We start from the raw sequence: 25,277 nt of genomic DNA on the forward strand, positions 1-25,277 counted from the left end.
CGCGCATCGCGATCGGCCCCCCGCGGGAATTTCAGCCAAACTCCGTCATCCTTGCATTTGGTTGCCGGTCGCGACGCTGGCCCGAAAGATCGAGGCCGGCGTGAGGTACCAAAGTAGGAAGAGAGCTCCTGCCCCGTTCGTCAGGAGCATGGTGGTGAGCGGAACGTTGAGAAAGCTTTGCAGCACGATCCCGCTCGAGATGATCACAAAGCGCGGTGGCAGGTGCGAGGAGAGAGCGTTACCGAATGCGACCACGAGGCCACACGCCAGCGCGGCTAGCGGCGCCAAGATCAGCCCGACGGAAGCGATGCCTTCGGTGGCAAACAACGAGGCGTTCAAAGTGCCGATGCCGTACGCCTTGGCCAAGATAACCGCCAGAGGCTCTGAATATGGGCAACTCACGTACGGTTTCAGCCAGGAAATCTGGCAGAAATAGGTGAGCGGGTTTCGCGAAAAGAAGTCATTGTAAATGTCGAGCGAGAACGCAGGGACCGCCAGCATCCGAAAGTTGGCGATGCTGAAAATGAAATTCATCTGATGATAGTCGAGCAGTCCGCGTTCTATGAATACCACGGTTGCTAGCCCCGCCAGCATCGGCAGGAGCAAGGACAGGATGACCATTGCCCTCATCTCAACGAAGAGAGAGAGGATCGTCAGAAAGATGAGCCACGCAGGCGCCAGCAGGGTGAGCTTGAGCAGGCTGACCGGATAGAAGAGCAACAACAGCACGGCTGCACCAGCTGCGGCGCTCCAATTCCTTCGAAAGACGAACAGCGTGAACGCAAACGGCAGTAGAGCACCCGTGGTAATACCGACCCCGTAGCGGAGAACCCCGGGAAGTTCAATCTCGCTGCGGTAGTTGTAGATATCTTGGATGCCGATGACGCGGAAATGGTAGGTTGAAGCCCAAACAAGAATGAGGCCGCTCACGGCCATGATGCCGAACAGCAGCCTGCTCAAGGCGGATTCCGACAACTCGGGCGGCCTGGGGATTTTGGGCGTGACAAAGATCGCCGGGATGAAGAACGCGATCGCGCTGAAGAATATAGAGAGTGCAGCTAGTCCCTTATTGTAATGAAACGTAGAGAATGTTGCCAGCCATGAATATTCCAGCAGGGTGGTGAACAGATAGAAACTGAGGGCATACCCGAAGCTGACCCGGCCGACTGCAAAGAGCAACGAGAGGGCTGCCAAGGGCAACGTGGCGGCAATCGCCTTCGGAATCAACTCTGGATCATATCCGGTGACTCCAAGGTAGGAGTAATATCGCTGCACAAAGAAGAACGAGACACAGCACGCAATAGCGTAAAAGACCAGAAGTGACACGGTAAGCCATTTACGGCCACGACGCGGCAGATTCGGCCTAACGAACGCATCGAAATCATCAAACCTAACCACTCGGCCGCTAACGATAGCATCGATCGAGCCGTCAGGTCCAAACTTGTAGGCAACGCCATCATAGTAGCCATCAGGCCTAAAGCCGCTGAGGCCAGGGTCCTTTGTCGTTCCTGCGGAAACTTTCATCGCGCCAGCTTGCCAGAGGTCATTAGCCGCGCGCAAGTCACCAGTAACGCCCGATCAATGCCATCAAGCAGCGACCATAAGGCTGGTGACCACGATGTCGACTGCGACCACCGGATCCGTTCACGACTGCGCTAGCTTCTCCAAAGCCCGCGATTTGGCTCTGGCACCGTCGACGTAATCATAGGCCGCTCGACACTCTCCCAATCATTGTCAAGCCACCGGCGCGCGACCCGCACACTAGATCGATGACGCGCACCGAGCGCCCACAGTTCATCTGATACGGACTCCACGAGCTGACGCCTGCCACCGGAAACTTCTGTTCCGGCACTTCATCATCGGCTGTTAGTCGGGCGCACGCCACGAAGAGCGATCAGGTGAGCTGGGCCATGTTCGACCTGAAGAGCCAGATCATGCCGAGGTGGCCCCAGGGTGTCGCCGAGACGCGCAAAAACACCACCCCCCTTTGCCCGCGGGCGGGTTTATCCCACCGGCGTCGCTGGCGCCGCCTTGACCGGCCAGGCAGGAAGCCGGTGCACCGCCTTGATGCTACGGGGCGTTCCAGCATGGGAAGCCCGCAATCGGTTGGAATGTCGATCGAAATGACGCGGCGGGGCTTACGCGCACCGGCAGGTCGGCTGGAGAACGCCGCGGAAGCGAGGAGCATTACAATAAACTACCGGAAAACTACCGGAGAAAAATAAGCTGTTGTAACAACAGTGAAATTGACTATGAGGCTCAACTCAGTATGTTGCGGCCCGAAACGGGCGCCGAGGTCTGATTTGAGGCCCCAAGTCCCCCATCGATTTGACCACGTCCTGGCCGGAGCCGGGCCAAGCAAGCAGGAAATATAGCTTTGAGAGTCATCGCCAGTTCTATTCGCAAAGGCAACGTGATCGAGCAAGACGGAAAGCTCTATGTCGTCGTGACCGCCGAGAACATCCATCCCGGCAAGGGCACGCCGGTCAGCCAGATCGAAATGCGCCGAATCTCGGACGGGGTAAAGATCTCCGAGCGCTACAAGACCACCGACCAGGTCGAGAAGGCCACGATCGAAGAGCGCAACTTCACCTATCTCTATGAAGACGGTGACGGTTTTCACTTCATGAACCCCGAGACCTATGACCAGGTCCAGGTCTCCAAGGACGTCATCGGCGACGCTGCGGCCTATCTTCAAGAAGGCATGACGGTCAAATTGTCGACGCACGACGTCAACGTGGTGTCGATCGCGCTGCCGCAGCGCGTGACACTGGAAGTGGTCGAGACCGAGCCGGTGACCAAGGGCCAGACCGCTTCGTCCTCCTACAAGCCGGCGGTGCTCTCCAATGGCATCCGCACCACCGTGCCGCCGCACATCGCCGTCGGCACCCGCATCGTGGTGATGACCGAAGACGGCTCCTACTCCGAGCGCGCGAAGGACTAAGCGGGCGATCGAAACAGGTGGCCGCCGGGGGGCGAGACAGTGGCTAGGAAAGATTTCCGCTTCGTCTCGCTTTTTCTGGCGTCGCTTTCGCTCCCCTTCGCAACGCCGCTCGCCGCGGACGAATTCCGCAGCCCCTCACTCACAGCCCTGCGCGTCGATTGGCGCGCAGCGCTCGACCAGCTCCGCACCGAGATCAATAGCCGCCCGCAGGTCGCCGGCGACTTCATCTTCGTGCCGCGCCGTTCGGTGCCGCGCTTCGATCCGCGCGCAATGCCGGCGCTGGTGCAGCTCAACGCGGTCTCCTCGCAGTTCTTCACCGGCATTGCCCGCAGCTCCGTTCCCGTGCTGCTGCCGTTCGATGCCGCCACCTATCTCGAGGCGCAACGCAGCGGCGCACAGGCCCCGCTGGCGCTGCCACGCTACCAGGCCGACTTCAACGCCGCCGACATGTTCGACGCGGGTCCCGCCGGCTACAGCGCAACTTTCTCGTTAGACCCCGGCGCCGGCGACGGCATGCCGTCGCGTACCTTCGCAAAGCCGGTCGAGGTGCAGATTACCGGATCCGCGCTCGTCTACGACATCGCCGATCCCGCCGGCGGCAAGGGCGAGCCGGTGAAGCCGCTAGCGACAATCTACCCGGACCTGCGCAGATTCATCCGCGAAGGCTATGTGCGCTACGCCTTCACGCGCTTCGGCGCCGCCTATGTGGTGTCGATCCAGTGCCTGGACAGCGTCGCGAAGCCGCGGCGGCTCGCCTGCAAGGAAGCCTCCCCCGTTGCCGAGCGCTTCCTGAAGGCCCTGCACATCGCTGGCGGCCAGCGCATGCGGCCCCTGATGGACGTTGCCTCTGATCTGATCGATCGCGCGGCCGCTCGTTCGGCGGATTTCAGCTACCGGCCGAGCGGCGACATCATCCCGAACACCGGCTATCGCAAACAGGGCGGCCACCCCGATGCGATGGCCTATGCGCAGATCCGCTTCCCGCTCGAGAGGGCACCGGCCTTCGTGCATTCGCAATCCTACGCCAGCCGCGACAAGGACGATCGCCCGACCGCCTATCCCTGGCGCGACAATTTCTGCGAGTCGCGCAGCTTCGAGGTCTGGCAGTGCGGCGGCGGCTATGGCCACCAGGGCGAGGACATCCGCGCCGCCGACTGCCCTTCTCCAGGTGACAGCCGCGAGCCCTGCGATCACAAGCAGCGCGGGGTCGTTGCCGTGCGCGACGCCGTCGTGATCCGTGCCTCCAAGGACCAGGCTGCGACGCTGGAGGTCAACAGCCGCACCGAGCACATCCGCTTCCGCTACATGCACATGAATCCGCAGGCGTTGAACGCCGACGGAGTGCTCAATGGCCGCATCGTCGCCGAAGGCGAGAAGATCGGCGTGATCTCGAACTATCTCGATCACCCCGCGGGTACGTCGATGCACCTGCATTTTGACGTCCAGGTGTTCACCCGCGACGGCTGGATCTGGGTCAGCCCCTACGTCACGCTGGTCTCGGCCTATGAGCGCCTGATCCGCGCCCGAGGCCGCGAGGTGGGCCCGGAGATCGCAAGCACCCCGCAGCCCGTCGCACACACGCTGCCCGAGGATGTCATCAAACCCGATCAGCGCGAGGGATCGAGCAGCGAAGAGAACTGAGCGGGCACCGTCGATCGTAACTCGGATGAGCGAAGTGGCATCCGGGTTACGATAAGCCAGCTAGTCCAGATACGTCGTGAGCTGCGCACCCTCATCCGCCACGAACACGGCGATCAGTTCGGCCGGTTCCGTGGTGCTGGCGTTGGCAGAGACCAGATGCGTCCCTCCCGGCGGCTCGAAGAAGGACTGACCGACACCGAATGTCTCAACCGGGCCGCCCCCGAGCTGGGAGCGGATCTCGCCCTTGGTAATGTAGGCCGTCACCGAGCCGGCATGCCGGTGCGGTCGCGAAAACCCGCCAGGACCGTAGAACACGCGCACGATGGTGACGCGCTTGCCCGGTACGTTGGGCAATGCGTAGGAGCCGATCGGCTCGACCTTGTCGAGCGGCGAGCTTTCCGCGGCGGTGGCGCAGAGCGGAGCGAGTGCGCCCGATACGGCGTCCATCGTCACCGGCAGTACCTTGCCGATCGCAAGCGCGCAGGCGAGCCCGCCGACGACGGCCAGCGCCATCGAGCGCAATGGCACAGGGCGCGGCATAGTGGCCAAATTCATTGCAGTCATGACAACCTCCCCTCGTAGCAATCAGGACGCCGCGGCATTCACCTGCCGCTTCGCCGGCGTCCAGCGGAAGGCCGCGCCAAAACGGTTCCAGACGTTGATCGAGGCGACTGCCGACGTCAGGTACATCAGTTCGGTCTCGGAGAATTCGCGCTGCACCTCATCATAGACCTCGTCGCCGAAGCCGTCGGGCAGCAGGGTCAGTGCCTCGGCCCACGCCAGCGCGGCGCGCTCGCGCGCCGAATAGATCGGGGCCTCGCGCCAAACCGCGACCAGATGGAGCTTGTCCGCGGGCACGCCGAGCCGCTCCGAGAGAAGAACATGATGCTGCACGCAGAAGGCGCAGCCGTTGATCTGCGAGGCGCGCAGCTTGACGAGCTCGAGCAGCTGCTTGTCGAGGCCGGCCTTGGCCGCAACCTGTCCCAGTGCCAGCACCAGATCGTAGGCGTCCGGCGCAATCTTCTTGAAATCCTCGTACTCGCTGCGGGCGTGTGCCATTGCCGTTCACCTCGTGATATTATAAGAATACTTATATCTTATAAGAGCTCTTACATGGCACGCAAGCCTGCCGACATCACAAGATCGCAAACAGGACGGAAGACGTTCGGGCCAACCAAGGATGGCCCGGTACACGTGCCCGCCGCCGGCGAAGGCAAGCGCGGCGAGCAAGGCTATCTCGGCTATCTCCTGCGCCAGGCCCACGCCGCGGTGCGGCTGAAGATGGAACGCACGCTGGCCGACCTCGGCGTCACCTCGCCGCAATTCGCCGTGCTGACCATGCTGAACGCCTATCCCGGACTATCAGGCGCCGATGTCGCCCGCCTCACCTTCCTGACGCCGCAGACTGTCGGCGTCATTATCCGCAACCTCGAGCGCGACGGCGCGATCCTGATGACGCCGCATCCCGTTCACGGCCGCATCCAGCAATGGACACTGACACCGCGCGGCGCGACACTGCTGAAATCGTGCCGGGACCGTGTGCTCGAACTGGAGAAGCGCCTAGCGACGGGGCTCGACGGCAAGGCTGAAGTCACTGTCCGCCGTTGGCTTGCTAGCATCGCAGCCGATCTGCAGGACGAGACGTAGTCGCCTCCTCCGTCGCCGCCGTCACCTCCGTCGGCATCCCCGTAATCGGCGCAGGCTTAAAGTCGGGGCTTGAACCTCCCGAGAGGCTGCCCTATCCGCCCTTCAACGTTTTCTTAACTTCACCATCCGGCCACGCCTCACCAGCCGCGATGACCCGGACACGGGTTCTGTCCGCGGCATTCACCAACACATGCGAACTCATCCGGTCGCCGCTCGGCTCCAGTTGCAAATCGGTTTCAGGCTTCCAGCTCAGCGTTGTCGCGAGATCGCCGGCAAAAATCTGCCAGCACGATCCGTCGTCGAGCTCGACGACATGGCTTTCCGCATGCGCGCGTATCTTCATCACACCCCGAAATCTCGTTGAAAAAGGCGGGCCCGGAGGGGAATGCGGGACTGCGACGCTTTGTTCCGGGAAACAGACGTCCAAAGCTTGTTCCTGCTGTTCCAGGAACCGAGTCACAGGAGCCATGTTTCCCGCTACAATGCATGCATGAAACAAGCTGATTCCTCGGTCCGTCACACCCGCCGCACCCTGCTGCAATCGACGCTTGGTGCAGCGGCTCTGCTCGCCTTGCCGACGAGCGTCTTCGCCTCGCCGCCCGGCTTCGACGAATGGCGCGAAGGTTTTCGCGCGCGGGCGCTGGCCAAGGGTATTTCGGCTGCGACCTGGCAGCGCGCGATGGCGCGGATCGAGCCCGACATGAGCGTATTCAAGCAGATGCGCAACCAGCCCGAATTCCACGAGCAGGTCTGGCAATACATCAACCGCCGCGTCTCCGACTGGCGCATCATCAATGGCAAGATCGCGCTGAAGAACAACGAGGCGCTGCTCGCGCGCATCGAACGCGATTTCGGCGTCGAGCGCGGCACACTGCTAGCGCTGTGGGGCGTAGAGTCCGCCTACGGCGATCCGCTGGTGCAGCAGAACCACATGACACCGGTGTTTCCCTCGCTCGCCGCGCTCGCCTGGAACGAGCCGCGCCGCAAGGCCTATTGGGAGACCGAGCTGATCAACGCACTGCGCATCGTCGACAAGGGTTGGAGCACGTCCGAGGAGATGCAGGGATCATGGGCCGGCGCGATGGGGCATTCGCAGTGGATGCCGGAGGTCTGGCTCAATGTCGGCATCGACTATGACGGTGACGGCAAGGTTTCGCCGTTCGGCAAGCCCGACGACGCGCTGGGTTCGACGGCAAAATATCTCGTCAATCGCGGCAAATGGCACCGCGGCGAGCACTGGGGCTATGAGGTGCGCGCATCCGGCGAGATGAGCGGCAGCCGCACCTACGCGGCGTGGCAGGCGGCCGGCGTCACCCGCGCCGACGGCCAGCCATTCCCGCAACCGAATGCGACCGCGCAGATGTGGACGCCTGTTGCGGGCGGACCGACCTTCCTGCTCGGACCCAACTTCTATTCGGTGAAGAGCTACAATCCCTCGATGAATTATGCGCTCGCGATCTGCCATCTCGGCGACCGCTGCCTGGGTGCGCCGCCGTTCATTCAGCCCTTCCCCGGCTCCGAGCGCGTGCTGACGCTCGCCGAGGTGCAGGAGATGCAGACGCGGCTGACCAAGGCCGGCTTCGATACCGGCGGCACCGACGGCCGCGTCGGCAACGACACCATGAAGGCAATCAAGGATTTTCAGCAGCGCGCCGGGATCACGCCCGCCGATGGTTATGGCGGGCTGAAGGTGCTGGCGAAGCTGCGGCAGGGATCGTAGACGGCCTCAGTGCCGGTACTGCGGCTCTTCCGCATCGAGCTGGCGGCGGATTGCGGCGAGATGCAGTCGCGCGGATTCGGAATCGCCTTCGCGCATCTGCTTGTAGGTTTCGGCCGCAATCGCGGGATCGACCGGCAGCACCTTCCGTCCGGTCGACATCGCCAGCACCTGCACCTCGGCGGCGCGTTCGAGGTAGTAGAGATCGTCCCAGGCTTCCGCAATCGTCGGCGCCAGCACCATCACGCCGTGATGCTTCATGAAGACGATGTCGGCATCGCCGACGGCTGACGCGATGCGCGCGCCTTCGCGGTTGTCGAGCGCGAGGCCGTTGTAATCGCGGTCGACCGCAGTACGGCCATAGAATTTCAGCGCGGTCTGCCCGGCCCAGATCAGGGGATCGCCCTCGGTCATCGACAATGCGGTCGCATACGGCATGTGGGTGTGGAAGGCGACCTTCGCGCGCGGCAGGCGCTTGTGCATCTCGGCGTGGATGTAGAACGCAGTCGCCTCGGGCTCGCCTTCGCCATCTAGCACGTGGCCGTGGAAGTCGCAGATCAGGAGTTTTGAAGCCGTCAGCTCGCGGAAGGCGTAGCCGTAGGGGTTGACCAGGAAGAGATCGTCATGGCCGGGCACCACGGCCGAAAAATGGTTGCAGATGCCTTCCTCGAAACCATTGCGCGCGGCCATCCGGAAACAGGCGGCGAGATCCTCGCGCGCAGTGCGGATCGCATCGGTCGCGAGGTCCGGCCGGTTCGAGCGGACGGGCGCGGGTGAGGAGGCGTGAAGGCTGTGCGCCATGGCGAAGGAGACCTCTTTCGGGCAGGAGACGCCAGCGTTTTACAGGGCCGACGCGCGCGGGTCAGCCCCTGCGACCGCCACCCTGCCCTGCGCGCCTCACGCCCGCCGCGGCACGCCGCCGGCATTCATGCCGCCGTCGATGACGAGCTCGCTGCCTGTGACGTAGCGCGAGGCATCTGAGGCCAGATACAGCACGCCGGAGGCGATCTCCGCGGCCTGGCCTGCGCGACCAAGCGGGGTTGCGACCTTGGCGCGCTCCTCTGGATCGATTGGCGCGTTCTGGCCTGCGCCCGTCGCCCCGGTCGGGATCTTGCCCCAGATCGGCGTGTCGATGATGCCTGGATGCACGGAGTTGACACGGATGCCGTCGCCAGCCGCCGCGCACTCCATCGCGATCGATTTGGCGAACAAGCGCACGCCGCCTTTGGTTGCCGAATAGGCCGACAGCCCCGGCGCGCCGCGCAGGCCCGCCAGCGAAGACATCATGACGATCGAGCCGCCGCCATGCTTGCGCATCAAGGGCAGGCAATGTTTGACTGAGAGAAACACGCCATCAAGATTGATCGCATTCTGCTTGCGCCAATCAGAGAGAGTCATGTCGACGATCGAGGGCACGGCAATGCCGATACCGGCATTTGAGACCATGATGTCGAGCCGGCCGTAGCGCTTCGCGATCTCTGCAACAATCTCGATCCAACGCTCCTCTCTGGTAACGTCCTGCTCCAGGAAGATCGCCTTGCCGCCGGCCTTGGCGATGCGCTTGGCAAGCTCGGGACCGCGCAGCACGTCGATGTCGGTCGCGATGACGGTCGCGCCCTCGCGCGCGAACAGCTCGACGATGGCTTCGCCAATGCCGGACGCGCCGCCCGTCACCAGCGCGACCTTGCCCTCAACCTGCCCCGCCATGTTCACTCCCTTTCTTCTTGTTGTTTGCGGCCGTTACCTGATCACGGATGGCCCCTGGTCCGGTAGTGCGACGTCCACGACGCGAAACTGCACGCGCTCGGCGCCCTGGTAGCGATCGACCGACAGCGAGCCCGCGACATGCAGCTGCTGGCCGCGATTGGCAACAAGCGCATTGCCGAGCTTTTGCCCGACCGAACGGAACGCGATGCCATTGACGATGGCGCCGTCGCCCGACTTGAAGCGCAGCCTCAAATGCGCCTGTCCGACCTCGTCGGCAAAGACGAGCTGATGCGCCGGCAGCGCCAACACGGCTTCCGGATTGCCGCTGCCGAACGGACCTGCGCGGTTGAGTGTGGCCGCAAGCTCCGTCGTTACCGCCCGCGCAGAGATCGCGCCGTCGATGTAGAGCTCATTGACGTGACGGGCCTCGGCGACGTCTTGCGCCAGCGCGTTCTCCAGATAGGCGCGGAATTCGGCGAGCTTCTCCTTTCGAAGTGTCACGCCAGCAGCCATCGCGTGACCGCCGCCCTTGAGCAGGATGCCGTCGGAGACCGCCTGCCGCACCGCCTTGCCGAGATCGACGCCGGCGATTGAGCGGCCCGAGCCGGTGCCGATGCCGCCGGGCTCGAGCGCAATCGCAAAGACCGGCCGCGAGAACTTCTCTTTCAGGCGGGAAGCGACGAGGCCGACCACGCCGGGATGCCAGCCTTCGGACGCGGTGACGATGATGCCGAGCTTGTCTTCCAGCCCGATCGAGGCGAGCGCCTCGGCTTCGGCCTGCGCTTCGGCGGCCTGCTCGATGACGCGGCGCTCGCTGTTGAGACGGTCGAGTTCGGCGGCGATCCGCGCGGCCTCGACGTTATCGCCTTCCAGCAAAAGCCGCACGCCGAGATCGGCGCGGCCGATGCGGCCGCCCGCATTGACGCGCGGTCCCAGCATGAAGCCGAGATGCCAGGCCTCCGGCGGGCCGTTGAGCCGTGCCACGTCCATCAGCGCGGTATGCCCGACATGGTCGCGCCGCCGCATCGCGATCAGACCTTTGGCGACGAAGGCGCGGTTCAGGCCGACCAGCGGCGCGACGTCCGCGACGGTGCCGAGTGCCACGTGATGCAGCACGCCGAGCAGATCGGGCTCGGGCATCTCCGCGTTCCAGAAGCTGCGCTGGCGCAGCTCGCGATTGACCGCGACCAGCGTCACCAGCACGAGGCCGACGGCGGCGAGATGGCCGAGGCCGGAGAGATCGTCGAGCCTGTTCGGATTGACCAGCGCATCCACCTCCGGCAGCTCCGTGCCGGCCTGGTGATGATCGATCACGACGACGGACATGCCGAGGCGCTTGGCTTCGGCCAGCGGCTCGATGCTGGTGGTGCCGCAATCGACGGTGACGAGCAACGTGGCGCCCTTGGCCGCCAGCCCGCGGACCGCTTCGACGTTGGGGCCGTAGCCTTCAAAAATGCGATCGGGAATGTGGATCAGCGGATCGAGCCCGCAATGGCGCAGATGCCAGGCGAGCAGCGCTGCCGAGGTCGCGCCGTCGACGTCGTAGTCGCCGAAGATCGCGACCGTCTCGCCCTTCGCTGCCGCATCGGCGATGCGCTTTGCGGCGGCTTCCATCTCCGTCACCGTGAAGGGATCCGGCAGCAGCTTTCGGATGGTCGGATCGAGGAAGTCAGGCACCGTGTCGATGTCGACACCGCGGCCGGCCAGCACCCGCGCCAGCAATTCCGGCAGCTGATGGCGCTGCACGATGGCCAGCGCCGTGGCGGCGCCGCGTGCGTCCAGCCGGTTGCGCCAGAGCTTATCGGTGAGCGAACGCCCCACGCCCAGGAAGGCCTGGGGCATTTCGACGGGCAAGGCGCTGGCGGGGGGCGTCATGACGAGAGGCAATCTGTTGAGACTCCGAGGCCCGGACGATCACGCGAGGCGCCCGGTCACTGGCTTAAGGGGATTGGCCGGGAAACCCCGGGCATTTGCAACGGCCACGGCCCACAAAGCGGTGGATGGCTAGCCGACCGGCCGGAGTGACTATCATTTGGGCATTCCGCGGAATAGCAAATTAAGCAGGCGTTAGGTTGAATCTTAGAAAAAGACTCGTATTCGATCTGTAAGTGATTGTTCCGGGTTCGTTGCAGGTCAGGCCTCATTGCCAAGGGAAGTTCCCGATGTCTGCTGCGCTGGGTCTGAAAACCAAGCCGACCACCACCGAGCCCGCCGACGACGATTCCGACATCTCCGCGCTGATCAATCGCCTGACCGCGGAGGTCAACCAGATCGCGGTCGACAAGACCAAGTCGATCCAGCAGATCACCAACCAGATGAAGATGCTGGCGCTGAACGCGCTGATCGAGAGCTCGCGTGCCGGCGCGCAAGGCGCGGGCTTCGCCGTGGTGGCGCAGGAAGTGCGCGGCGTCGGCCAGCAGGTCGAGACCATCGCGCGCGAGCTCGAGACGCAGCTGACGAAACGCACCGGCGACCTCGTCGCCTCGATCGAGCGCATGAGCCAGCGGTCGCGCGGCGAGCGCATGATGGATCTGTCGCTCAACGCGGTCGAGCTGATCGACCGCAACCTCTATGAGCGCACCTGCGACGTGCGCTGGTGGGCGACCGATTCCGCCCTGGTCGATTGCGCGGCCTCGCCTGCGCCTGCCGCGGTCGCCCATGCCTCGCAGCGGCTCGGCGTCATCCTCGGCGCCTACACCATCTACCTCGACCTCTGGCTCTGCGACCTCGACGGCAACGTCATCGCCAACGGCCGCGCCGACCGCTTTCGCGTCGTCGGCCAGAACGTCGCCCACACCAAATGGTTTCGCGAGGCGAAGACGTTGCGCTCCGGCGACGACTATGTCGCCGGCGACATCGAGAACCAGCAGCTGCTCGGCAACGCGCAGGTCGCGACCTACTGCGCCAGCGTCCGCGCCGGCGGCCAGGCCAATGGCGCGCCGATCGGCGTGCTCGCCATCCATTTCGACTGGGAGCCGCAGGCGCGCGCCATCGTGCAAGGCGTGCGCGTCGGTGACCACGACAAGGCGCGCGTACTGCTGGTCGACTCGCATTTTCGCGTCATCGCGGCCTCCGACGGCCAGGGCATCCTCAGCGAGCGCATCTCGCTGTCGCTCAACGGCCAGCGCTCCGGCGTCTACCAGGACCGCTCCGGTGCGATGATCGCCTTCCACGCGACGCCGGGCTACGAGACCTATCGCGGGCTCGGCTGGTACGGCGTCATCGTCTGCGCTGCGTGAGGCTGGAGCCGGTCTGCCCGTTCGACCCCAAACCTTGAAAACAACCCCATGCACAGTAGCAGGAGGGTTGTTTTCATGATGGTTTTCGTTGTCGATCCGGCGGGACGAAAGCAAGTGCGCGATTTTTGTGTGTTGCCGTTTGACACGTCGGGCAAAACACCGGCATTCTGTGATGATGGCGTCGTTCGCAAGCCCCGGCCCACAGCGCTAGGCTCTGGCGATACCCTCCCCGGCCTGCTGCACTGTTGCAGCTCCAAGCGTCTGCGACGGTCGCTCTCCGAACATCGCAAGATAATATTGCGAGAACCGGCCGAGCTCGTAGAACCCCTGCTGCATGGCGACGGCTGCCACGGTCGTCGAACCGGGCGCGCTGTCGCGCAGGATGGAATGAACCGCACACAGCCGCTTGTGCCGGAGGAAGCTGACCGGGCCGAGGCTGAACACTTCTTGAAAGGCACGGTGCAAAGTACGCCGCGATACGCCGAGTGCCGCGCAAATCTCCGACACATGCACCGGGCGCGTGCCGACCTCGTCGAGATACTCCTCGACCCTGCGGATCAGACGCCGCGCTGAAGGCAGCCAGCCGGAGTCGTCGGGCGGCAGCGACGACATCACGTTGGCCGCCATGCATTCAACGATCGATCGCTTCCAGAAATCGGCGGTCGACGGCGTCAGGCTGCCATTGCGTGTGCGCAGATGCGACATGATCCGGACCAGGCGGCGCGTGGCGATCGCGCCGGTTTCGAGATCTGCCCGGAAATGGCCGCGGCTGCGCCAGGTGTCGGGGTCGCTCAGCTGCGCCGCGCCGCCAAACAGCGAGGGGACTTCGCTGAGATCCAAGCGCATCGCGGCGTAAGCCGAGGCTCCGTGGAAAACGCCGTCATGCTCGAGCAATGGCGGGATCACGAGCACGTCGTTGAGCTGCATGTCGAACGACCAGTGGGCAACGCGATCTTCGGCCGCCAGCAGCATTCCGACAATCAGCTTGTCGTCGCTGGAGACGCGCTGCGTGCGCATGCCGACGTTGAACGTGCCGATGCTGAGCGAGAAATCGCCGATGCCAACGTGAGACAATGTCCCGCGCAGCCGGCCGCGGCCGAGCTGCATCACGTCGACATGCGAGCCGTGGACGGCCTGATGAAGTCCTTCGAAACCGTCCAGCTTGCGCGACTCAACCAGAAGGAATTGCCCCATGGCTATACACTGTTACTGAAGCGCGACAATTCTGCGGCAAGCAGCGGTAAAATACCACTACAACGCGAGGTGGGTGGGACAAACGAACTTCGCGTTTTGAGGCAATAGCTATCGAAATCCGGCAGGCAAAATCTGCTGCCCCGCGCTATACTTTGAGGGATTTGCGACATGGGGCGTTAAGTCTCACGGGCCGCCCGTGGGTACTGGCACAAACTGCACATCACAGCCAGTCAATCTTCGGATACCGTTTGCAACCTCAGCGATATCAATCAAATGCGCTCTGCGGATGCCAGAGCGCACGCGGCAAGGTCTGTCGCGTGCTCGAAAACGTGCGCGCAAAGGAAAGAGATGTTGACGCAATGCCGCGTCAAAATCTTCGAGCGCCAAAAAAGAGGGGGACCAGACAATGCGTCCAACGTACCGGGCAATATGCCGTCGAAATCTGCTAAAGTCCGCGCTGTAGTGCCGGGTGGAGTACGCGTCGCGGAGTTTCCACTATGTTGCGGGCGGATCTGGATCACTGCGAGTGGTTGCCGGATGATGTGAAGACCGGCGAAATGGTCTTCATTCCCGGCGGAACGTTTCGCATGGGATCCGACCATCACTATCCCGAGGAGGCACCCAGCCATCGCGTCGCCGTCGATGGCTTTTGGATCGATCGCACGCCGGTCACCAATCGGCAGTTCAAGCAATTCGTCAACGACACCGGCCATGTCACTGAAGCGCAGATCGTTCCGGACCCGAAAGACTATCCCGGCGCGCTGAAGGAGATGCTGTACGCGGGATCGCTGGTGTTCTCGCCACTGCCGCGCATCACCGATCTCACCGACTGGAGCCAGTGGTGGTCCTTCATGCGCGGCGCCAATTGGCGCCACCCTTACGGGCCTAGCAGCAACATCAGGGGTCTCGACGACCATCCGGTCGTGCACGTCTCTTATAGCGATGCGGCGGCCTATGCCCGCTGGGCCGGCAAGGACCTGCCGACCGAAGCCGAATGGGAATTCGCCGCGCGCGGCGGCCTCGAGGCTGAGGAGTTCGCCTGGGGTGACGCGCTGATGCCCGGCGGCAAGCACATGGCCAATATCTGGCAGGGCAACTTCCCCGTCCAGAATCTCGGCGAGGATGGGTATGAGCGTACCTCGCCGGTCATGGCCTTTCCGCCGAACGGTTACGGCCTCCACGACATGATCGGCAATGTCTGGGAATGGACCGCCGATTGGTGGTCGGCCAAACACACGGCAGAAGCTGCAAAACCCTGCTGCATTCCGCAAAATCCCCGCGGCGGCCACGAGGACGCGAGCTACGACCCTCGTCTCCCCGACATCAGGATGTCCCGCAAGGTCCTGAAGGGCGGCTCGCATCTCTGTGCGCCCAATTACTGTCGCCGCTATCGCCCAGCCGCGCGCCATGCCGAGCCGGTCGACACCTCGACCAGCGATGTCGGCTTCCGCTGCGTCGTACGCATGCCGCTCGTCATTCACCGCGAACAAGAAGGATCTGAACCCATCGCTCGAAAGGACTGACGGAGGCGTCACGCAGCTCCGATGACCGGAGAGACAAGCAGCAAGCGGCAATTTCGCATCGGCTTCCAGACATCGATCATCACGGTGTTCGTGGGCGTGGTGCTGCTTGTTGGCCTGACCCTGGTCTATCTCAGCTTCGCGCGCGTGACTGTGATCACCAGGACGGCGGCCAGAGGCTTCATCGAGAAAGTGGCGCAGTTGGGTGCGGATCACGTCGACGAGCGGTTCAAGACTGTGCGCGACAATCTCGACATCCTGTCCGGCTTGCCCTCGATCCAGGAAGCCGACATCGTCGACAACGCGCGGCTCTACAGCGTGATGGCGGCGATGCTGCGCAACAATTCGCAGCTCTTCAATCTCTATGTCGGCTATGAGGACGGCTCGTTCATCGAGATGGACGTGATCGACCGCGCCAGGCCGGCGTTCCGGGCGGGGCTGAAGGTCGATCAGGATGCAGCGTTCCGGCTGGTCGTGATCTCGCGCACGGCCGGCAGCGCGCCGGTCACGAAATATTTGTCGGAGAACCTGATCCAGGTTGCGGAAGTCGCGGGATCCGCCGGCTATGACCCGCGCCAGCGGCCCTGGTATGTCGAGGCGTTCAAGAACGACAAGACGCTGCTGACCGGACCTTACGTGTTCTACGCCACGGGCGAGCCCGGCTACACGCTGCGGACGCCGCTGAAAGAAGGCCGCCGCGGCGTCGTCGCCGGCGACGTGCTGCTGAACCGATTCGAGGACATGCTGGCGGAGCAGAGGCTCGGGCAATCAGGGCTCGCGTTCCTGTTCAACGATGCCGAGCGGATCGTCGGCCATCCCGAGATGACCCGCCTGATGGCGGAGATCCCGGAGCGGCAGAACGACCTGCCTCAAATCGGCGCGCTCAAGCTGCCCGCGCTGGCCCCGATCATCCGCTCCTGGCGCAACAGTGGGCCGGCGCAGCAGTTCTTCGACGATTCCGCGGGCCGGACCTATATCGCGGCGGTCCACCGGCTCGATACGGCCGGCTCGGCCAATATACGGCTCGCGATCGTCGCGCCGCTCGACGAATTCTACGCCCGGATCATCAACGAGCGCCGCACGCTGTTCGCGCTGGCGCTCGCCTTCGTCGGCGCCACGCTGCCGTTCGCGTTCTGGCTGGGGTCACGGATGGCGGAGCCGCTACGAAAGCTGGTCGAAGAGACCGACGCGATCCAGCGCTTCGACATCGCGGAACGGCCGCGCATTCATTCCGCGATTGCCGAGATCGAGGAGCTCGGCCGCTCTGTCTTCGCCATGCGCAGCGTGGTCCGCAGCTTTGCGAGCTTCATTCCGCGCCCGATCGTGCGGCAACTGATCGAGACCGGCTCGTCGCTCCGTCTCGGCGGCAGCAGGCGCGAGGTCACGGTGCTGTTCACCGATGTCGCCGACTTCACCGCCAAAACCGAGCGGGCCGATCCGTCGCAGGTGATGATCTTCACCTCGCGCTATTTCGCGGCACTCTCGGGCGAGATCATGCGGCACCAAGGCACGGTGGACAAATATATCGGCGACGCCGTGATGGCGCTCTGGAATGCACCCGCGGACGATCCTGATCACACCCTCAACGCCTGCCGCGCCGTGCTGGCATGTCTCGCGGCAAACAATGCACTCAACAAGGCGTTTCGGCGCGAGGGCTGGCCGCCTTACGAGACGCGCTACGGTTTGCATGTCGGCGACGCCGTGATCGGCAACGTCGGCTCCAGCGACCGGATGAACTACACCGCACTCGGCGCCACCGTGAACCTGGCGTCGCGGCTCGAGGGCCTCAACAAGAATTACGGCACGCGCGTGCTGGTCAGCGCCGCCGTGCGCGCGCGTGTCGGCGATGCATTCCTGTTCCGCAGCGTCGACAGCATCACGCCGAAGGGATTTGCCGAGCCGATTGAGGTCTGCGAGCTGCGTGGCGAGCTGGCGTTGGCCAATGAGGCCGAAATTATTATGTGCCAACGCTGGGACGAGGTCTTTGCGGCGATCGCCCAGGACGGCATGGCCGACACCACCCTGGTCCGGCTCTCCGGCTTCCTGCACGACTATCCCAAGGACGGCATCGCGGAGTTTCATGCCCGGCGTTTTCGCGTGGCGGCCCGGAATACGGGAGCTGCGGCATGAGCCCAGCAGTTGGATAGAGATCACCTTGGCTGCAGGAAACTGGCGGGACGATCATTCCGTCGAGCCAAAGGGAATGCTCCCTTACCAATTTTTCTCGGAATGCACGTCTCCTGAGCAATTTCCGGCAAGTCTGGCCGGTTACAGGCAAGAGTGTGCCCAGCAACTCTGTTAAGATGCATCTCGCATCACGTTTACCAGCGTGAGAGCGTGAGCGTCCCCTGGATTTGGTCAACTCACGTTCCGAAAATTTGAGGAGACATACATGAAGATTGTCGTGATCGGCGGGACCGGGTTGATCGGATCCAAGCTCGTGGCGAAGCTCAAGCAACAGGATCATGAGGCCATCGCGGCCTCGCCGAAGTCCGGCGTGAATGCCGTGACGGGGGAAGGCCTCACCACAGTGCTCACTGGCGCGGATGTCGTCGTCGACGTCGCCAATTCACCATCATGGGAGCCTGCCGCCGTGCTCGAATTCTTCGAGCGGTCGAGCAAGAACCTCGTCGCTGCCGAGGCCAATGCCGGCGTCAAGCATCATGTCGCGCTGTCGATCGTGGGGACCGACCGCTCGCCCGACATCGCCTATTTCCGTGCCAAGCTCGCGCAGGAGACGGTCGTCAAGGGCTCTTCTGTCCCCTACTCGATCGTGCGTGCCACCCAGTTCTTCGAATTTCTCGGCGCCATCGGCGAAGCGGGTGCGACTGACGGCAAGATCGTCGTCCCATCGGCACTGTTTCAGCCGATCGCCTCCGACGACGTGGTCGATTGCCTCGCGGAGGTCGTCACAGGGCGACCGCTGAACGGCACGATCGATCTCGCTGGTCCTGAGAAGGCTCCCTTCAACGAGTTCGTGGCGCGCCGCGCGAAGGCGGCTGGCGACAGCCGCCCTGTGATGGGAGACCGTACGGCGCGGTATTACGGCGCCCCCATTGACGATGCGTCACTGATCCCGCTCGGCGAGGCGCGGCTCGGGAAGACGCCGCTCGCAGCATGGCTTACGGGCGTCTGAGGATCTGTCTTCCGGCATTCGCGACCGGCATCATCCGCCGCCCTCCACGAAGGCGACCGGCGTGCCTTTCGCGACGCTGGCAGCGACCCGTTCGGCGTCCCAATTCGTCAGACGCACGCAGCCATGCGATTGTCCCTTGGAGATATTTTGCGGCGACGGCGTGCCATGGATGCCGTAGCCATCGGCAGACAGGTTGATCCACACCGTGCCGACCGGATTGTTCGGACCGGGCCTGATCTTGAAGGGTCGTCGGGAATGAATGCCCTTGAAGTGATAGGCGGGATTGTAGCGGTAGGTCGGATTTGGATCGATCTCGGTGACCTTCAGCGTACCGGAAGGTGACGGCTTCTCCTCGCTTCCGACGCTCGCCGGATAGAACCCGATCAGCGCATTCGACTTGTCGAACAGCTTTACGGTCTGCCGCGTCTTGTCGATCTCCACCCTGTCGGCCTTGGCAGGCGCAGCGCTTCCGCCGTCGCTGGTATCAACGACGGCGATAGTCTCGCCGGCGTGATCGAAATGGCGTCCCGGATTGAGCGCCGCCAGCAGCTGCTCGCTCATGTGAAACTTCTCGGCCAGCGCTTCGCGCGCGCTGGTGTAGCTGAGTTTAGGAATGTCCTTCATATCCTCCATCCTGGCTGGAAGCTTGTGCAGGAACGGGCCTGCGACGTCCTTGTCGGTGATGGTATAGGTCCCCGTCGGCGGCCGGCTGTCCGCCTGCAGAGCCTTCCAGACATCCTCCGTCAGCTCATCCGAGCTCGGCAATTGCCGTGCTTCCGCATAGGCGCGCAGCGCCTTCTTTGCGTTCTCCCCGAATTTGCCGTCGATCTCGCCCGGCGAGAAGTGGGCCCTGTCCAGCAGGACTTGCAGACGCGCGCCCGCCGCGGTCGGTTTCTCGTTCGAGAGGGTCTTCTTCGAAGGCTCGGCGGAAGCGATCGCGGCCGCGTCCATCCCCGCGGCGAGCGCTGGTGCGGCCGTCAATGCGAAGAGCGTGACGGCGAAGGCGATTCTCACTGCCGCGCGTGGCACGTGCTCGGCCATGTTCCAGCTCCGACGTGGAGACGTTCGTCGGAGTGGCAACTCGGCTCCGCAGCGGAAGTTTCCAGTTTTTCCTGAAGTGCGGCGTCCCGTCAGCCGCCCCGTCGCCCGGCCATCTCCGCCGCAAGCAGCACTGCGGCGCGGCTGGCGCCGGTCGATGCGACGCCCTGCCCTGCGATGTCGTAGGCGGTGCCGTGCGCGGGCGTGCAGATCGGAAACGGGAAGCCACCGAGCAGGGTCACGCCGCGATCGAACCCCATCAGCTTCATCGCGATCTGGCCCTGGTCGTGATACATCGTCAGCACCGCATCGAAGGCGCCGGCCTTCGCGCGCAGGAACACGGTGTCGGCGGGAAACGGGCCCTCCACGACGATGCCATCGCGCTGGCCTGCCGCGACCACTGGCGCGATGATATCGATCTCCTCCCGGCCAAAATTACCGCCGTCGCCGGCGTGCGGGTTGAGGCCTGCCACTGCGATCCGCGGCCGCGCGAAGCCGGCATTGCGCATGCAGGCATCGGTCAGCGTGAGCGCTCGCTGGATTCGTTCGCCGGACAGCTTTGCGGCGACATCCCTCAGCGGAATGTGCGAAGTGACCCGCGCATTCCAGAGCTCTCCCAGCACATTGAATTCGCTGGCCGGCGTCTTGAGGCCGGCCACCTCCGCGGAGAACGCGATCTCGTCGTCATAGTCGGCGCGGGCATACCGCATCGCCTGCTTGTTGAACGGCGTGAAGCAGACGGCATCGACGCGGCCGTCGCGGGCGAGCTCGAGCGCGTGGCGGTAATTCGTCAGCGCGAATTTCCCGCCGGCCAAGGTCGCAGTCTTCGGCTGGACGTCCTTGGGATCGAGATGGCCGAGGTCGACGAACAGCGCATCGCCTTTCGCCGCACGAAAGTCGGCGCCCTGCTTCACCGTCGCCAGCTCCGGCGTAATGCCGGCGACGCGTGCACCCTCGTCGAAGATGCGGCGGTCACCGATCACGACGAGGCGGGCCCGGGCACGGATCTCGTCGAGCGCCACGAGCTTGGCCGTCAGCTCCGGACTGATGCCGGCGGGGTCTCCCATCGCCAGCGCAATGAGCGGCTTTGCAGTCATATGATAACCTTTTCCCGGGCTGTCGTCTCAGTGGCTGGAGATGCTGGCTTGCGAAAGGGCCGCGCGAGCTGCAATAACAGCGGAAGCAGCAACAGCGCGATGCCGGCCACCACCAGGCACGTCACCAGCTTGTTGGCAAAGAAGATGCCGAGGGATCCCCTGGACATCAGCATCGACTGCCGGAACGCATCCTCGGCCTTGTCGCCGATGACGATCGCGAGCACCAGCGGCGCCAGCGGATAGAACAACTTCTTGAAGAGATAGCCGACGATGCCGAAGCCGAGCATCATCACCACGTCGAGATAGGAGTTCGACACGGAATAGGCGCCGACGACGCAGATGATCACGATCAGCGGCGCGATGATGACGAACGGAATCCGCATCAAGGCGGCGAAGACCGGCACGGTCAGCAGCACCAGCGCGACCGCGACGATGTTGCCGACATACATCGAGGCAATGAGGCCCCAGACAAAGTCCTTCTGGTCGACGAACAGCATCGGTCCCGGGTTGAGCCCCCAGATCATCAGCCCGCCCATCATGACCGCTGCGGTCGCCGAGCCGGGAATACCGAGCGAGAGCATCGGCAGCAGCGCGCTGGTGCCGGCGGCATGATCGGCGGTCTCGGGCGAGATGATGCCTTCGACCTCGCCCGTGCCGAAATAGCGGCCGCGGCGCGAGAAGCGGCGGGCGATGCCGTAGCTCATGAAGGACGCGGCGGTCGGGCCGCCCGGCGTGATCCCCATCCAGCAGCCGATCGCGGCGCTCCGCAGCAGCGCGACGCCGTGGCGCGGCAGGCGGCCGACCGCACGAAAGACCTCTAGCCAGTCGATCTTCGAGGAGACGGCGCGGGCATGAAATTCCTCCTCGACCGCAACCAGCAGCTCGCCGATGCCGAACAGGCCCATCACCGCGACGACGAAATTCACGCCCTTGACCAGCTCGTCGATGCCCATGGTGAGGCGGACGCTGCCGGAAACCGTGTCGATGCCGATGGCGGCGATCGCAAAGCCGATCGCCAGCGCCACCACGGTCTTGATCGGCGCCGCGCCGCCCATGCCGACGAAGCTGGCAAAAGCCAGGAAATAGACCGCAAAATATTCCGCGGGCCCGAAGGCAAGCGCGACCTGCGCCACCCATGACGCAAGGAAGGTGATCAGGATGACGCCGACCAGTGCGCCGAACGCCGCCGAGCCGAAGGCGGTGGCGAGCGCGGTGGTCGGCCGGCCGTCGCGCGCCATCGGATAGCCGTCGAAGGTGGTGGCGACCGAAGACGGCTCGCCTGGAATATTGAACAGGATCGAGGTGACGGAGCCGCCGAACAGCGCGCCCCAATACATGCTGGAGAGCAGGATGATCGCCGACACCGGCTGCATGCCGAAGGTCAGCGGCAGCAATAGCGACACGCCGTTGGGCGCGCCCAGCCCCGGCAGCACGCCGACGAGAATGCCGAGCAGCACGCCAACGGCCATCAGAGCCAGATGCGGCACGGTGACCGCGATGGTGAAGCCGTGCAGGAGTTCTTGGAGATTATCCATCGCCCGCTCCCCTAGAATCCGAGCGCGGCGGCAAGCGCGCCGTGCGGCAGGCTGACCTGGAACATGCGCTCGAACACGACATAGAGCGCTATCGCCGTCGCCATCGCCATCACCAGCGCGCGCGCCACCGATTGATGCCGGGGGATCGCGAGCACCGCAAAGACGTATCCGGCGGACGCCAGATACATCCCGAGCAGCGGGATGGCGGCGACGAAGATCGCGGCCGGCACGAACAGGCCCGCCAGCCGCCGCAGCTCGATGGACGTGATCGCGATCGGAACGCTCGCCAGCGTCGCGGCCGGCACGACGCCGCGCGCCAGATTGTAGAGGCTGCCAGCGACGATGATGATTCCGGTCAGGAACGGGAATGTGCCGGCATCGACGCCCGCGCTCGACCAGCCGATGCCGTTGTCCAGACTCTGGACCACCACCGCGGCACCGAAACTGCCGGTGAGGATGGCCGTCGCAAGTTCAAGGGCGCGTCGCGATATCATCGAAGGCTCCGGTCGAGCAGCGGACAACGGCACATCACTTGCGCGGGGGCGCGCCGGCTCACTTGACCAGCCAGCCCTGCTCGCCCGCGACCTGTTTGACGTGCTCAAGATCCTGCTTGATGAACTTGTCGAAGTCCGCACCGGTGAGGAACGTGTCGATCTGCGAGCTCTTCTCGATGTAGTCCTTCCACTCGGGCGTGGCCTGCACCTTCTTCATGAGGTCGACATAGTAGGCGGCCTGCTCCGGCGTGACCTTGCCGGGCAGCCAGACCGTGCGCGGCTGCTCATATTGCTTGATGTCGAGGCCCTGTTCGGCACAGGTCGGCACGTCGCCCCAGCCCTCGGTCGCCGTGACCTTGGCGCCTTGCGGCAGCCGCTTCGGACTGAAGACACACAGCGGGCGCTGCGTGCCGCCGCGCCACTGCCCGATGCTTTCGCTGGGATTGTTGACGTGGGAATCGAGGTGCCCGCCGGCAAGCTGCACGGCAGTTTCCGCGCCGCTCTTGAAGGGGATGTAGGTCAGCTTGACGTGGCCGACCTTCTCGATCATGCGGGTCAGGACCTCGTCGGTGTCCTTGGACTGCGCGCCGCCCATCTTGAACTCGCCGGCAGCGGCTGCCTTCAAATAGTCGCCCGCAGTCTTGTAGGGCGCATCCTGCTTGACCCAGAGCAGGAACTCGTCCTGCGCCATCGCCGCGATCGGGGTGAGGTCGGTGTAGTTGAAGGCGACCTTGGAGACGAGCGGCTGCTGCCAGGCGTTCGAGGTGCCGAAGATCACCTTATAGGGATCGCCGGCGGAGGCCTTGCCGTAGACATAGCCTTCGGCGCCGCTGCCGCCGCCCTTGTTGACGACGACGATCGGCTGGTCCGTCAGCTTGTACTTGGTGATGATGTTCTGCACCGCGCGGGCGATATTGTCGGTACCGCCGCCGGGGCCAGCGGTCGCCACGAACTCGATCGGCTTCTGCGGCTGCCAGGCCGCGAGCGCCGGCGCGTTGCCTGCGAGCATGGCCGCACTGACGGACAACCAAAATAGAGACGTCCCACGCATGATTTCCTCCAGCTGATTTTTCTGTTTTGTTTGATCAGTCGTCTCGACGTCCGTTCAGGCGACGCGTTCCCTGCGTTCCCTGGACGCCGAGACGATAGCGCCTTCTTGTTCGAGCGCTTCGATTTGCTTCTGGTCGAACCCGTGCTCGGCCAGCACTTCGCGCGTATGCTCGCCATAGACGGGCGCACCCGACACGACCTTGCCCGGAGTCTCCGAGAACTTGACCGGCAGCCCGATCGTTTTGACCGGGCCGAGCGTGGAATGCTCGACCTCGACGACCATCTCGCGCGCCAGCGTCTGCGGATCGCTGAGCGCCTCCAGCATGTCGTGCACGGGGCCGCACGGCACGCCCTTCTCGTCGAGTGCCGCGAGCCAATGCGCGCGCGTCTGGGTGCGGAAGCGTTCGCTCAGGACGGCTTCCAGCTCCTTCAGATTCGCCATGCGGTCGGCGCCGGTGACGAAGCGCGGATCGGCGGCGAGCTCGCTCGCGCCGAGCGCTTCCAGCATCAACAGCCAGTGCTTCTTGTTGGCGCCGCCGACCACCAGCCAACCGTCGGAGGCCTCAAACGCCTGGTACGGCGCGTTGAGCGGATGGGCCGAGCCCATCGCGCGCGGCGCCGTGCCGGCGGCGAGCGCGATGGTCGACTGCCAATAGGTCTGCACCAGCGCCGCCTCGTAGAGCGAGGTCTCGACCCACTGCCCCTCCCCGGTCTTGAGGCGATGCGTGTAGGCGGCGAGGATGCCCATGCTTGCAAGCAAGCCGGCGGTGATATCCGACAGCGGCGGACCGCACTTCACGGGCGGGCCGTCCGGACGTTCGCCCGTAAAGCTCATGATGCCGCTCATGGCCTGCGCGACGAGGTCAAAACCCCTGCGGTCCTTGTAGGGACCGGTGCGACCGAAGCCCGACAGCGAGCAATAGATCAGCGCCGGAAACTTGTTGTGCAGTTCTTCATAACCAAAGCCGAGACGCTCCATCGCGCCCGGCGCAAAATTCTCGACCAGCACGTCGGCGTCCGCGATCAGTCGCCGCAAAACCTTCTTGCCGCCATCGGTCTTCAGATCCACCACGATGCCGCGCTTGTTGCGGTTCATCATCAGGAACGAGGCGGCCTCGTCGCCGATCTTGGGCGGCACCGAGTGACGGGTGTCGTCGCCGTTCGGCCATTTCTCGATCTTGATGACGTCGGCGCCCATGTCGGCGAGCATCAGGGTGCATGTCGGACCCGCCATCACGTGGGTGAGATCGATGACCTTGAGGCCGGCGAGCGGCCCCGAGCGTTGTGAAGCGGAGTGCGATCGATCGCTTTGCATCGG

General features: G+C 64.1%; 22 protein-coding genes. 8 read left to right on the forward strand and 14 right to left on the reverse strand.

Annotation, left to right across the window (positions count from 1 at the left end; all coding sequences use genetic code 11):
- Positions 1-45 precede the first annotated feature (45 nt).
- The gene (locus JJC00_RS21525; protein WP_200467955.1) at positions 46-1,524 is read right to left on the reverse strand and encodes a hypothetical protein; all 1,479 of its coding nucleotides are present in this window, start codon (positions 1,522-1,524) and stop codon (positions 46-48) included.
- Between the two features lie 853 nt (positions 1,525-2,377).
- Between JJC00_RS21525 and efp the strand changes: the two genes are divergently transcribed.
- Positions 2,378-2,944: an elongation factor P gene (gene efp, locus JJC00_RS21530; protein ID WP_200467956.1), complete on the forward strand. Its 567-nt coding sequence runs from the start codon at positions 2,378-2,380 to the stop codon at positions 2,942-2,944.
- A gap of 39 nt (positions 2,945-2,983) precedes the next feature.
- On the forward strand, positions 2,984-4,585 hold the full coding sequence (locus JJC00_RS21535) for a M23 family peptidase (RefSeq protein ID WP_200467957.1): 1,602 nt from the start codon (positions 2,984-2,986) through the stop codon (positions 4,583-4,585).
- Between the two features lie 60 nt (positions 4,586-4,645).
- Here the strand turns inward: JJC00_RS21535 and JJC00_RS21540 are convergent, their stop codons facing one another.
- On the reverse strand, positions 4,646-5,149 hold the full coding sequence (locus tag JJC00_RS21540; protein WP_200467958.1) for a cupin domain-containing protein: 504 nt from the start codon (positions 5,147-5,149) through the stop codon (positions 4,646-4,648).
- 21 nt (positions 5,150-5,170) lie between these two features.
- On the reverse strand, positions 5,171-5,644 hold the full coding sequence (locus tag JJC00_RS21545) for a carboxymuconolactone decarboxylase family protein (RefSeq protein ID WP_200467959.1): 474 nt from the start codon (positions 5,642-5,644) through the stop codon (positions 5,171-5,173).
- A 54-nt stretch (positions 5,645-5,698) separates the two neighbouring features.
- On the opposite strand from JJC00_RS21545, the gene JJC00_RS21550 reads away from it, so the two are divergent.
- Positions 5,699-6,232: a MarR family winged helix-turn-helix transcriptional regulator gene (locus JJC00_RS21550; protein ID WP_200467960.1), complete on the forward strand. Its 534-nt coding sequence runs from the start codon at positions 5,699-5,701 to the stop codon at positions 6,230-6,232.
- Positions 6,233-6,323: 91 nt separating this feature from the next.
- On the opposite strand, the gene JJC00_RS21555 is transcribed toward JJC00_RS21550, so the two are convergent.
- Complete coding sequence (locus JJC00_RS21555) at positions 6,324-6,575, reverse strand: hypothetical protein (protein WP_200467961.1); 252 nt, start codon at positions 6,573-6,575, stop codon at positions 6,324-6,326.
- Between the two features lie 147 nt (positions 6,576-6,722).
- On the opposite strand from JJC00_RS21555, the gene JJC00_RS21560 reads away from it, so the two are divergent.
- The gene (locus JJC00_RS21560) at positions 6,723-7,952 is read left to right on the forward strand and encodes a lytic murein transglycosylase (protein WP_200467962.1); all 1,230 of its coding nucleotides are present in this window, start codon (positions 6,723-6,725) and stop codon (positions 7,950-7,952) included.
- A 6-nt stretch (positions 7,953-7,958) separates the two neighbouring features.
- Here JJC00_RS21560 and JJC00_RS21565 read toward each other — a convergent pair whose 3' ends face one another.
- From JJC00_RS21565 to recJ, 3 genes are all read right to left on the reverse strand, one after another.
- The gene (locus JJC00_RS21565; RefSeq protein WP_200467963.1) at positions 7,959-8,750 is read right to left on the reverse strand and encodes an aldolase; all 792 of its coding nucleotides are present in this window, start codon (positions 8,748-8,750) and stop codon (positions 7,959-7,961) included.
- A 96-nt stretch (positions 8,751-8,846) separates the two neighbouring features.
- Positions 8,847-9,656: an SDR family NAD(P)-dependent oxidoreductase gene (locus JJC00_RS21570; RefSeq protein ID WP_200467964.1), complete on the reverse strand. Its 810-nt coding sequence runs from the start codon at positions 9,654-9,656 to the stop codon at positions 8,847-8,849.
- Positions 9,657-9,689: 33 nt separating this feature from the next.
- Complete coding sequence (recJ, locus tag JJC00_RS21575; RefSeq protein ID WP_200467965.1) at positions 9,690-11,531, reverse strand: single-stranded-DNA-specific exonuclease RecJ; 1,842 nt, start codon at positions 11,529-11,531, stop codon at positions 9,690-9,692.
- A 287-nt stretch (positions 11,532-11,818) separates the two neighbouring features.
- Here recJ and JJC00_RS21580 point away from each other — a divergent pair, with 287 nt between their 5' ends.
- Positions 11,819-12,895 carry a methyl-accepting chemotaxis protein gene (locus JJC00_RS21580; RefSeq protein WP_200467966.1) on the forward strand — a complete coding sequence of 359 codons (1,077 nt, stop codon included), beginning with the start codon at positions 11,819-11,821 and terminating at the stop codon, positions 12,893-12,895.
- A 207-nt stretch (positions 12,896-13,102) separates the two neighbouring features.
- Here the strand turns inward: JJC00_RS21580 and JJC00_RS21585 are convergent, their stop codons facing one another.
- A complete protein-coding gene (locus JJC00_RS21585) occupies positions 13,103-14,089 on the reverse strand; it encodes a helix-turn-helix domain-containing protein (protein ID WP_200467967.1) in 987 nt (328 codons plus the stop codon).
- 497 nt (positions 14,090-14,586) lie between these two features.
- Between JJC00_RS21585 and JJC00_RS21590 the strand changes: the two genes are divergently transcribed.
- From JJC00_RS21590 to JJC00_RS21600, 3 genes are all read left to right on the forward strand, one after another.
- Positions 14,587-15,612: a formylglycine-generating enzyme family protein gene (locus JJC00_RS21590; protein WP_200467968.1), complete on the forward strand. Its 1,026-nt coding sequence runs from the start codon at positions 14,587-14,589 to the stop codon at positions 15,610-15,612.
- A 21-nt stretch (positions 15,613-15,633) separates the two neighbouring features.
- Complete coding sequence (locus JJC00_RS21595) at positions 15,634-17,739, forward strand: adenylate/guanylate cyclase domain-containing protein (protein ID WP_200467969.1); 2,106 nt, start codon at positions 15,634-15,636, stop codon at positions 17,737-17,739.
- Between the two features lie 262 nt (positions 17,740-18,001).
- Positions 18,002-18,745: an SDR family oxidoreductase gene (locus tag JJC00_RS21600; RefSeq protein WP_200467970.1), complete on the forward strand. Its 744-nt coding sequence runs from the start codon at positions 18,002-18,004 to the stop codon at positions 18,743-18,745.
- A 30-nt stretch (positions 18,746-18,775) separates the two neighbouring features.
- Here JJC00_RS21600 and JJC00_RS21605 read toward each other — a convergent pair whose 3' ends face one another.
- The 6 genes from JJC00_RS21605 to JJC00_RS21630 all read right to left on the reverse strand — a co-directional run bounded on the left by JJC00_RS21605 (position 18,776) and on the right by JJC00_RS21630 (position 25,274).
- Positions 18,776-19,786 (reverse strand): L,D-transpeptidase family protein, encoded by a 1,011-nt coding sequence (locus JJC00_RS21605; RefSeq protein WP_246773872.1) that lies wholly within the window; start codon positions 19,784-19,786, stop codon positions 18,776-18,778.
- 89 nt (positions 19,787-19,875) lie between these two features.
- Positions 19,876-20,880 carry a 4-hydroxythreonine-4-phosphate dehydrogenase PdxA gene (locus tag JJC00_RS21610; RefSeq protein WP_200467971.1) on the reverse strand — a complete coding sequence of 335 codons (1,005 nt, stop codon included), beginning with the start codon at positions 20,878-20,880 and terminating at the stop codon, positions 19,876-19,878.
- Positions 20,877-22,415, reverse strand: coding sequence for a tripartite tricarboxylate transporter permease (locus tag JJC00_RS21615; RefSeq protein WP_200467972.1), 1,539 nt, complete (start codon positions 22,413-22,415; stop codon positions 20,877-20,879). Before JJC00_RS21615 ends, JJC00_RS21610 begins: the two co-directional genes overlap by 4 nt.
- 11 nt (positions 22,416-22,426) lie before the next feature.
- Entirely contained in the window at positions 22,427-22,909 is a 483-nt protein-coding gene (locus JJC00_RS21620; RefSeq protein ID WP_200467973.1) for a tripartite tricarboxylate transporter TctB family protein, read from the reverse strand.
- A 58-nt stretch (positions 22,910-22,967) separates the two neighbouring features.
- The gene (locus JJC00_RS21625; protein ID WP_200467974.1) at positions 22,968-23,960 is read right to left on the reverse strand and encodes a Bug family tripartite tricarboxylate transporter substrate binding protein; all 993 of its coding nucleotides are present in this window, start codon (positions 23,958-23,960) and stop codon (positions 22,968-22,970) included.
- Positions 23,961-24,014: 54 nt separating this feature from the next.
- The gene (locus JJC00_RS21630; protein WP_200467975.1) at positions 24,015-25,274 is read right to left on the reverse strand and encodes a CaiB/BaiF CoA transferase family protein; all 1,260 of its coding nucleotides are present in this window, start codon (positions 25,272-25,274) and stop codon (positions 24,015-24,017) included.
- Positions 25,275-25,277 lie beyond the last annotated feature (3 nt).

This window comes from Bradyrhizobium diazoefficiens (assembly GCF_016616885.1).
In the GTDB taxonomy this organism is placed as follows: domain Bacteria; phylum Pseudomonadota; class Alphaproteobacteria; order Rhizobiales; family Xanthobacteraceae; genus Bradyrhizobium; species Bradyrhizobium diazoefficiens_F.

Bases quoted from the DNA above. Each gene is read 5' to 3' on its own strand.
- JJC00_RS21525 (WP_200467955.1), bottom strand. From the start codon at position 1,524: ATGAAAGTTTCCGCAGGAACGACAAAGGACCCTGGCCTCAGCGGCTTT.
- JJC00_RS21540 (WP_200467958.1), bottom strand. From the start codon at position 5,149: ATGACTGCAATGAATTTGGCCACTATGCCGCGCCCTGTGCCATTGCGC.
- JJC00_RS21545 (WP_200467959.1), bottom strand. From the start codon at position 5,644: ATGGCACACGCCCGCAGCGAGTACGAGGATTTCAAGAAGATTGCGCCG.
- JJC00_RS21550 (WP_200467960.1), top strand. From the start codon at position 5,699: ATGGCACGCAAGCCTGCCGACATCACAAGATCGCAAACAGGACGGAAG.
- JJC00_RS21555 (WP_200467961.1), bottom strand. From the start codon at position 6,575: ATGAAGATACGCGCGCATGCGGAAAGCCATGTCGTCGAGCTCGACGAC.
- JJC00_RS21560 (WP_200467962.1), top strand. From the start codon at position 6,723: ATGAAACAAGCTGATTCCTCGGTCCGTCACACCCGCCGCACCCTGCTG.
- JJC00_RS21565 (WP_200467963.1), bottom strand. From the start codon at position 8,750: ATGGCGCACAGCCTTCACGCCTCCTCACCCGCGCCCGTCCGCTCGAAC.
- JJC00_RS21570 (WP_200467964.1), bottom strand. From the start codon at position 9,656: ATGGCGGGGCAGGTTGAGGGCAAGGTCGCGCTGGTGACGGGCGGCGCG.
- recJ (WP_200467965.1), bottom strand. From the start codon at position 11,531: ATGACGCCCCCCGCCAGCGCCTTGCCCGTCGAAATGCCCCAGGCCTTC.
- JJC00_RS21580 (WP_200467966.1), top strand. From the start codon at position 11,819: ATGTCTGCTGCGCTGGGTCTGAAAACCAAGCCGACCACCACCGAGCCC.
- JJC00_RS21585 (WP_200467967.1), bottom strand. From the start codon at position 14,089: ATGGGGCAATTCCTTCTGGTTGAGTCGCGCAAGCTGGACGGTTTCGAA.
- JJC00_RS21590 (WP_200467968.1), top strand. From the start codon at position 14,587: ATGTTGCGGGCGGATCTGGATCACTGCGAGTGGTTGCCGGATGATGTG.
- JJC00_RS21595 (WP_200467969.1), top strand. From the start codon at position 15,634: ATGACCGGAGAGACAAGCAGCAAGCGGCAATTTCGCATCGGCTTCCAG.
- JJC00_RS21600 (WP_200467970.1), top strand. From the start codon at position 18,002: ATGAAGATTGTCGTGATCGGCGGGACCGGGTTGATCGGATCCAAGCTC.
- JJC00_RS21605 (WP_246773872.1), bottom strand. From the start codon at position 19,786: ATGGCCGAGCACGTGCCACGCGCGGCAGTGAGAATCGCCTTCGCCGTC.
- JJC00_RS21610 (WP_200467971.1), bottom strand. From the start codon at position 20,880: ATGACTGCAAAGCCGCTCATTGCGCTGGCGATGGGAGACCCCGCCGGC.
- JJC00_RS21615 (WP_200467972.1), bottom strand. From the start codon at position 22,415: ATGGATAATCTCCAAGAACTCCTGCACGGCTTCACCATCGCGGTCACC.
- JJC00_RS21620 (WP_200467973.1), bottom strand. From the start codon at position 22,909: ATGATATCGCGACGCGCCCTTGAACTTGCGACGGCCATCCTCACCGGC.
- JJC00_RS21625 (WP_200467974.1), bottom strand. From the start codon at position 23,960: ATGCGTGGGACGTCTCTATTTTGGTTGTCCGTCAGTGCGGCCATGCTC.
- JJC00_RS21630 (WP_200467975.1), bottom strand. From the start codon at position 25,274: ATGCAAAGCGATCGATCGCACTCCGCTTCACAACGCTCGGGGCCGCTC.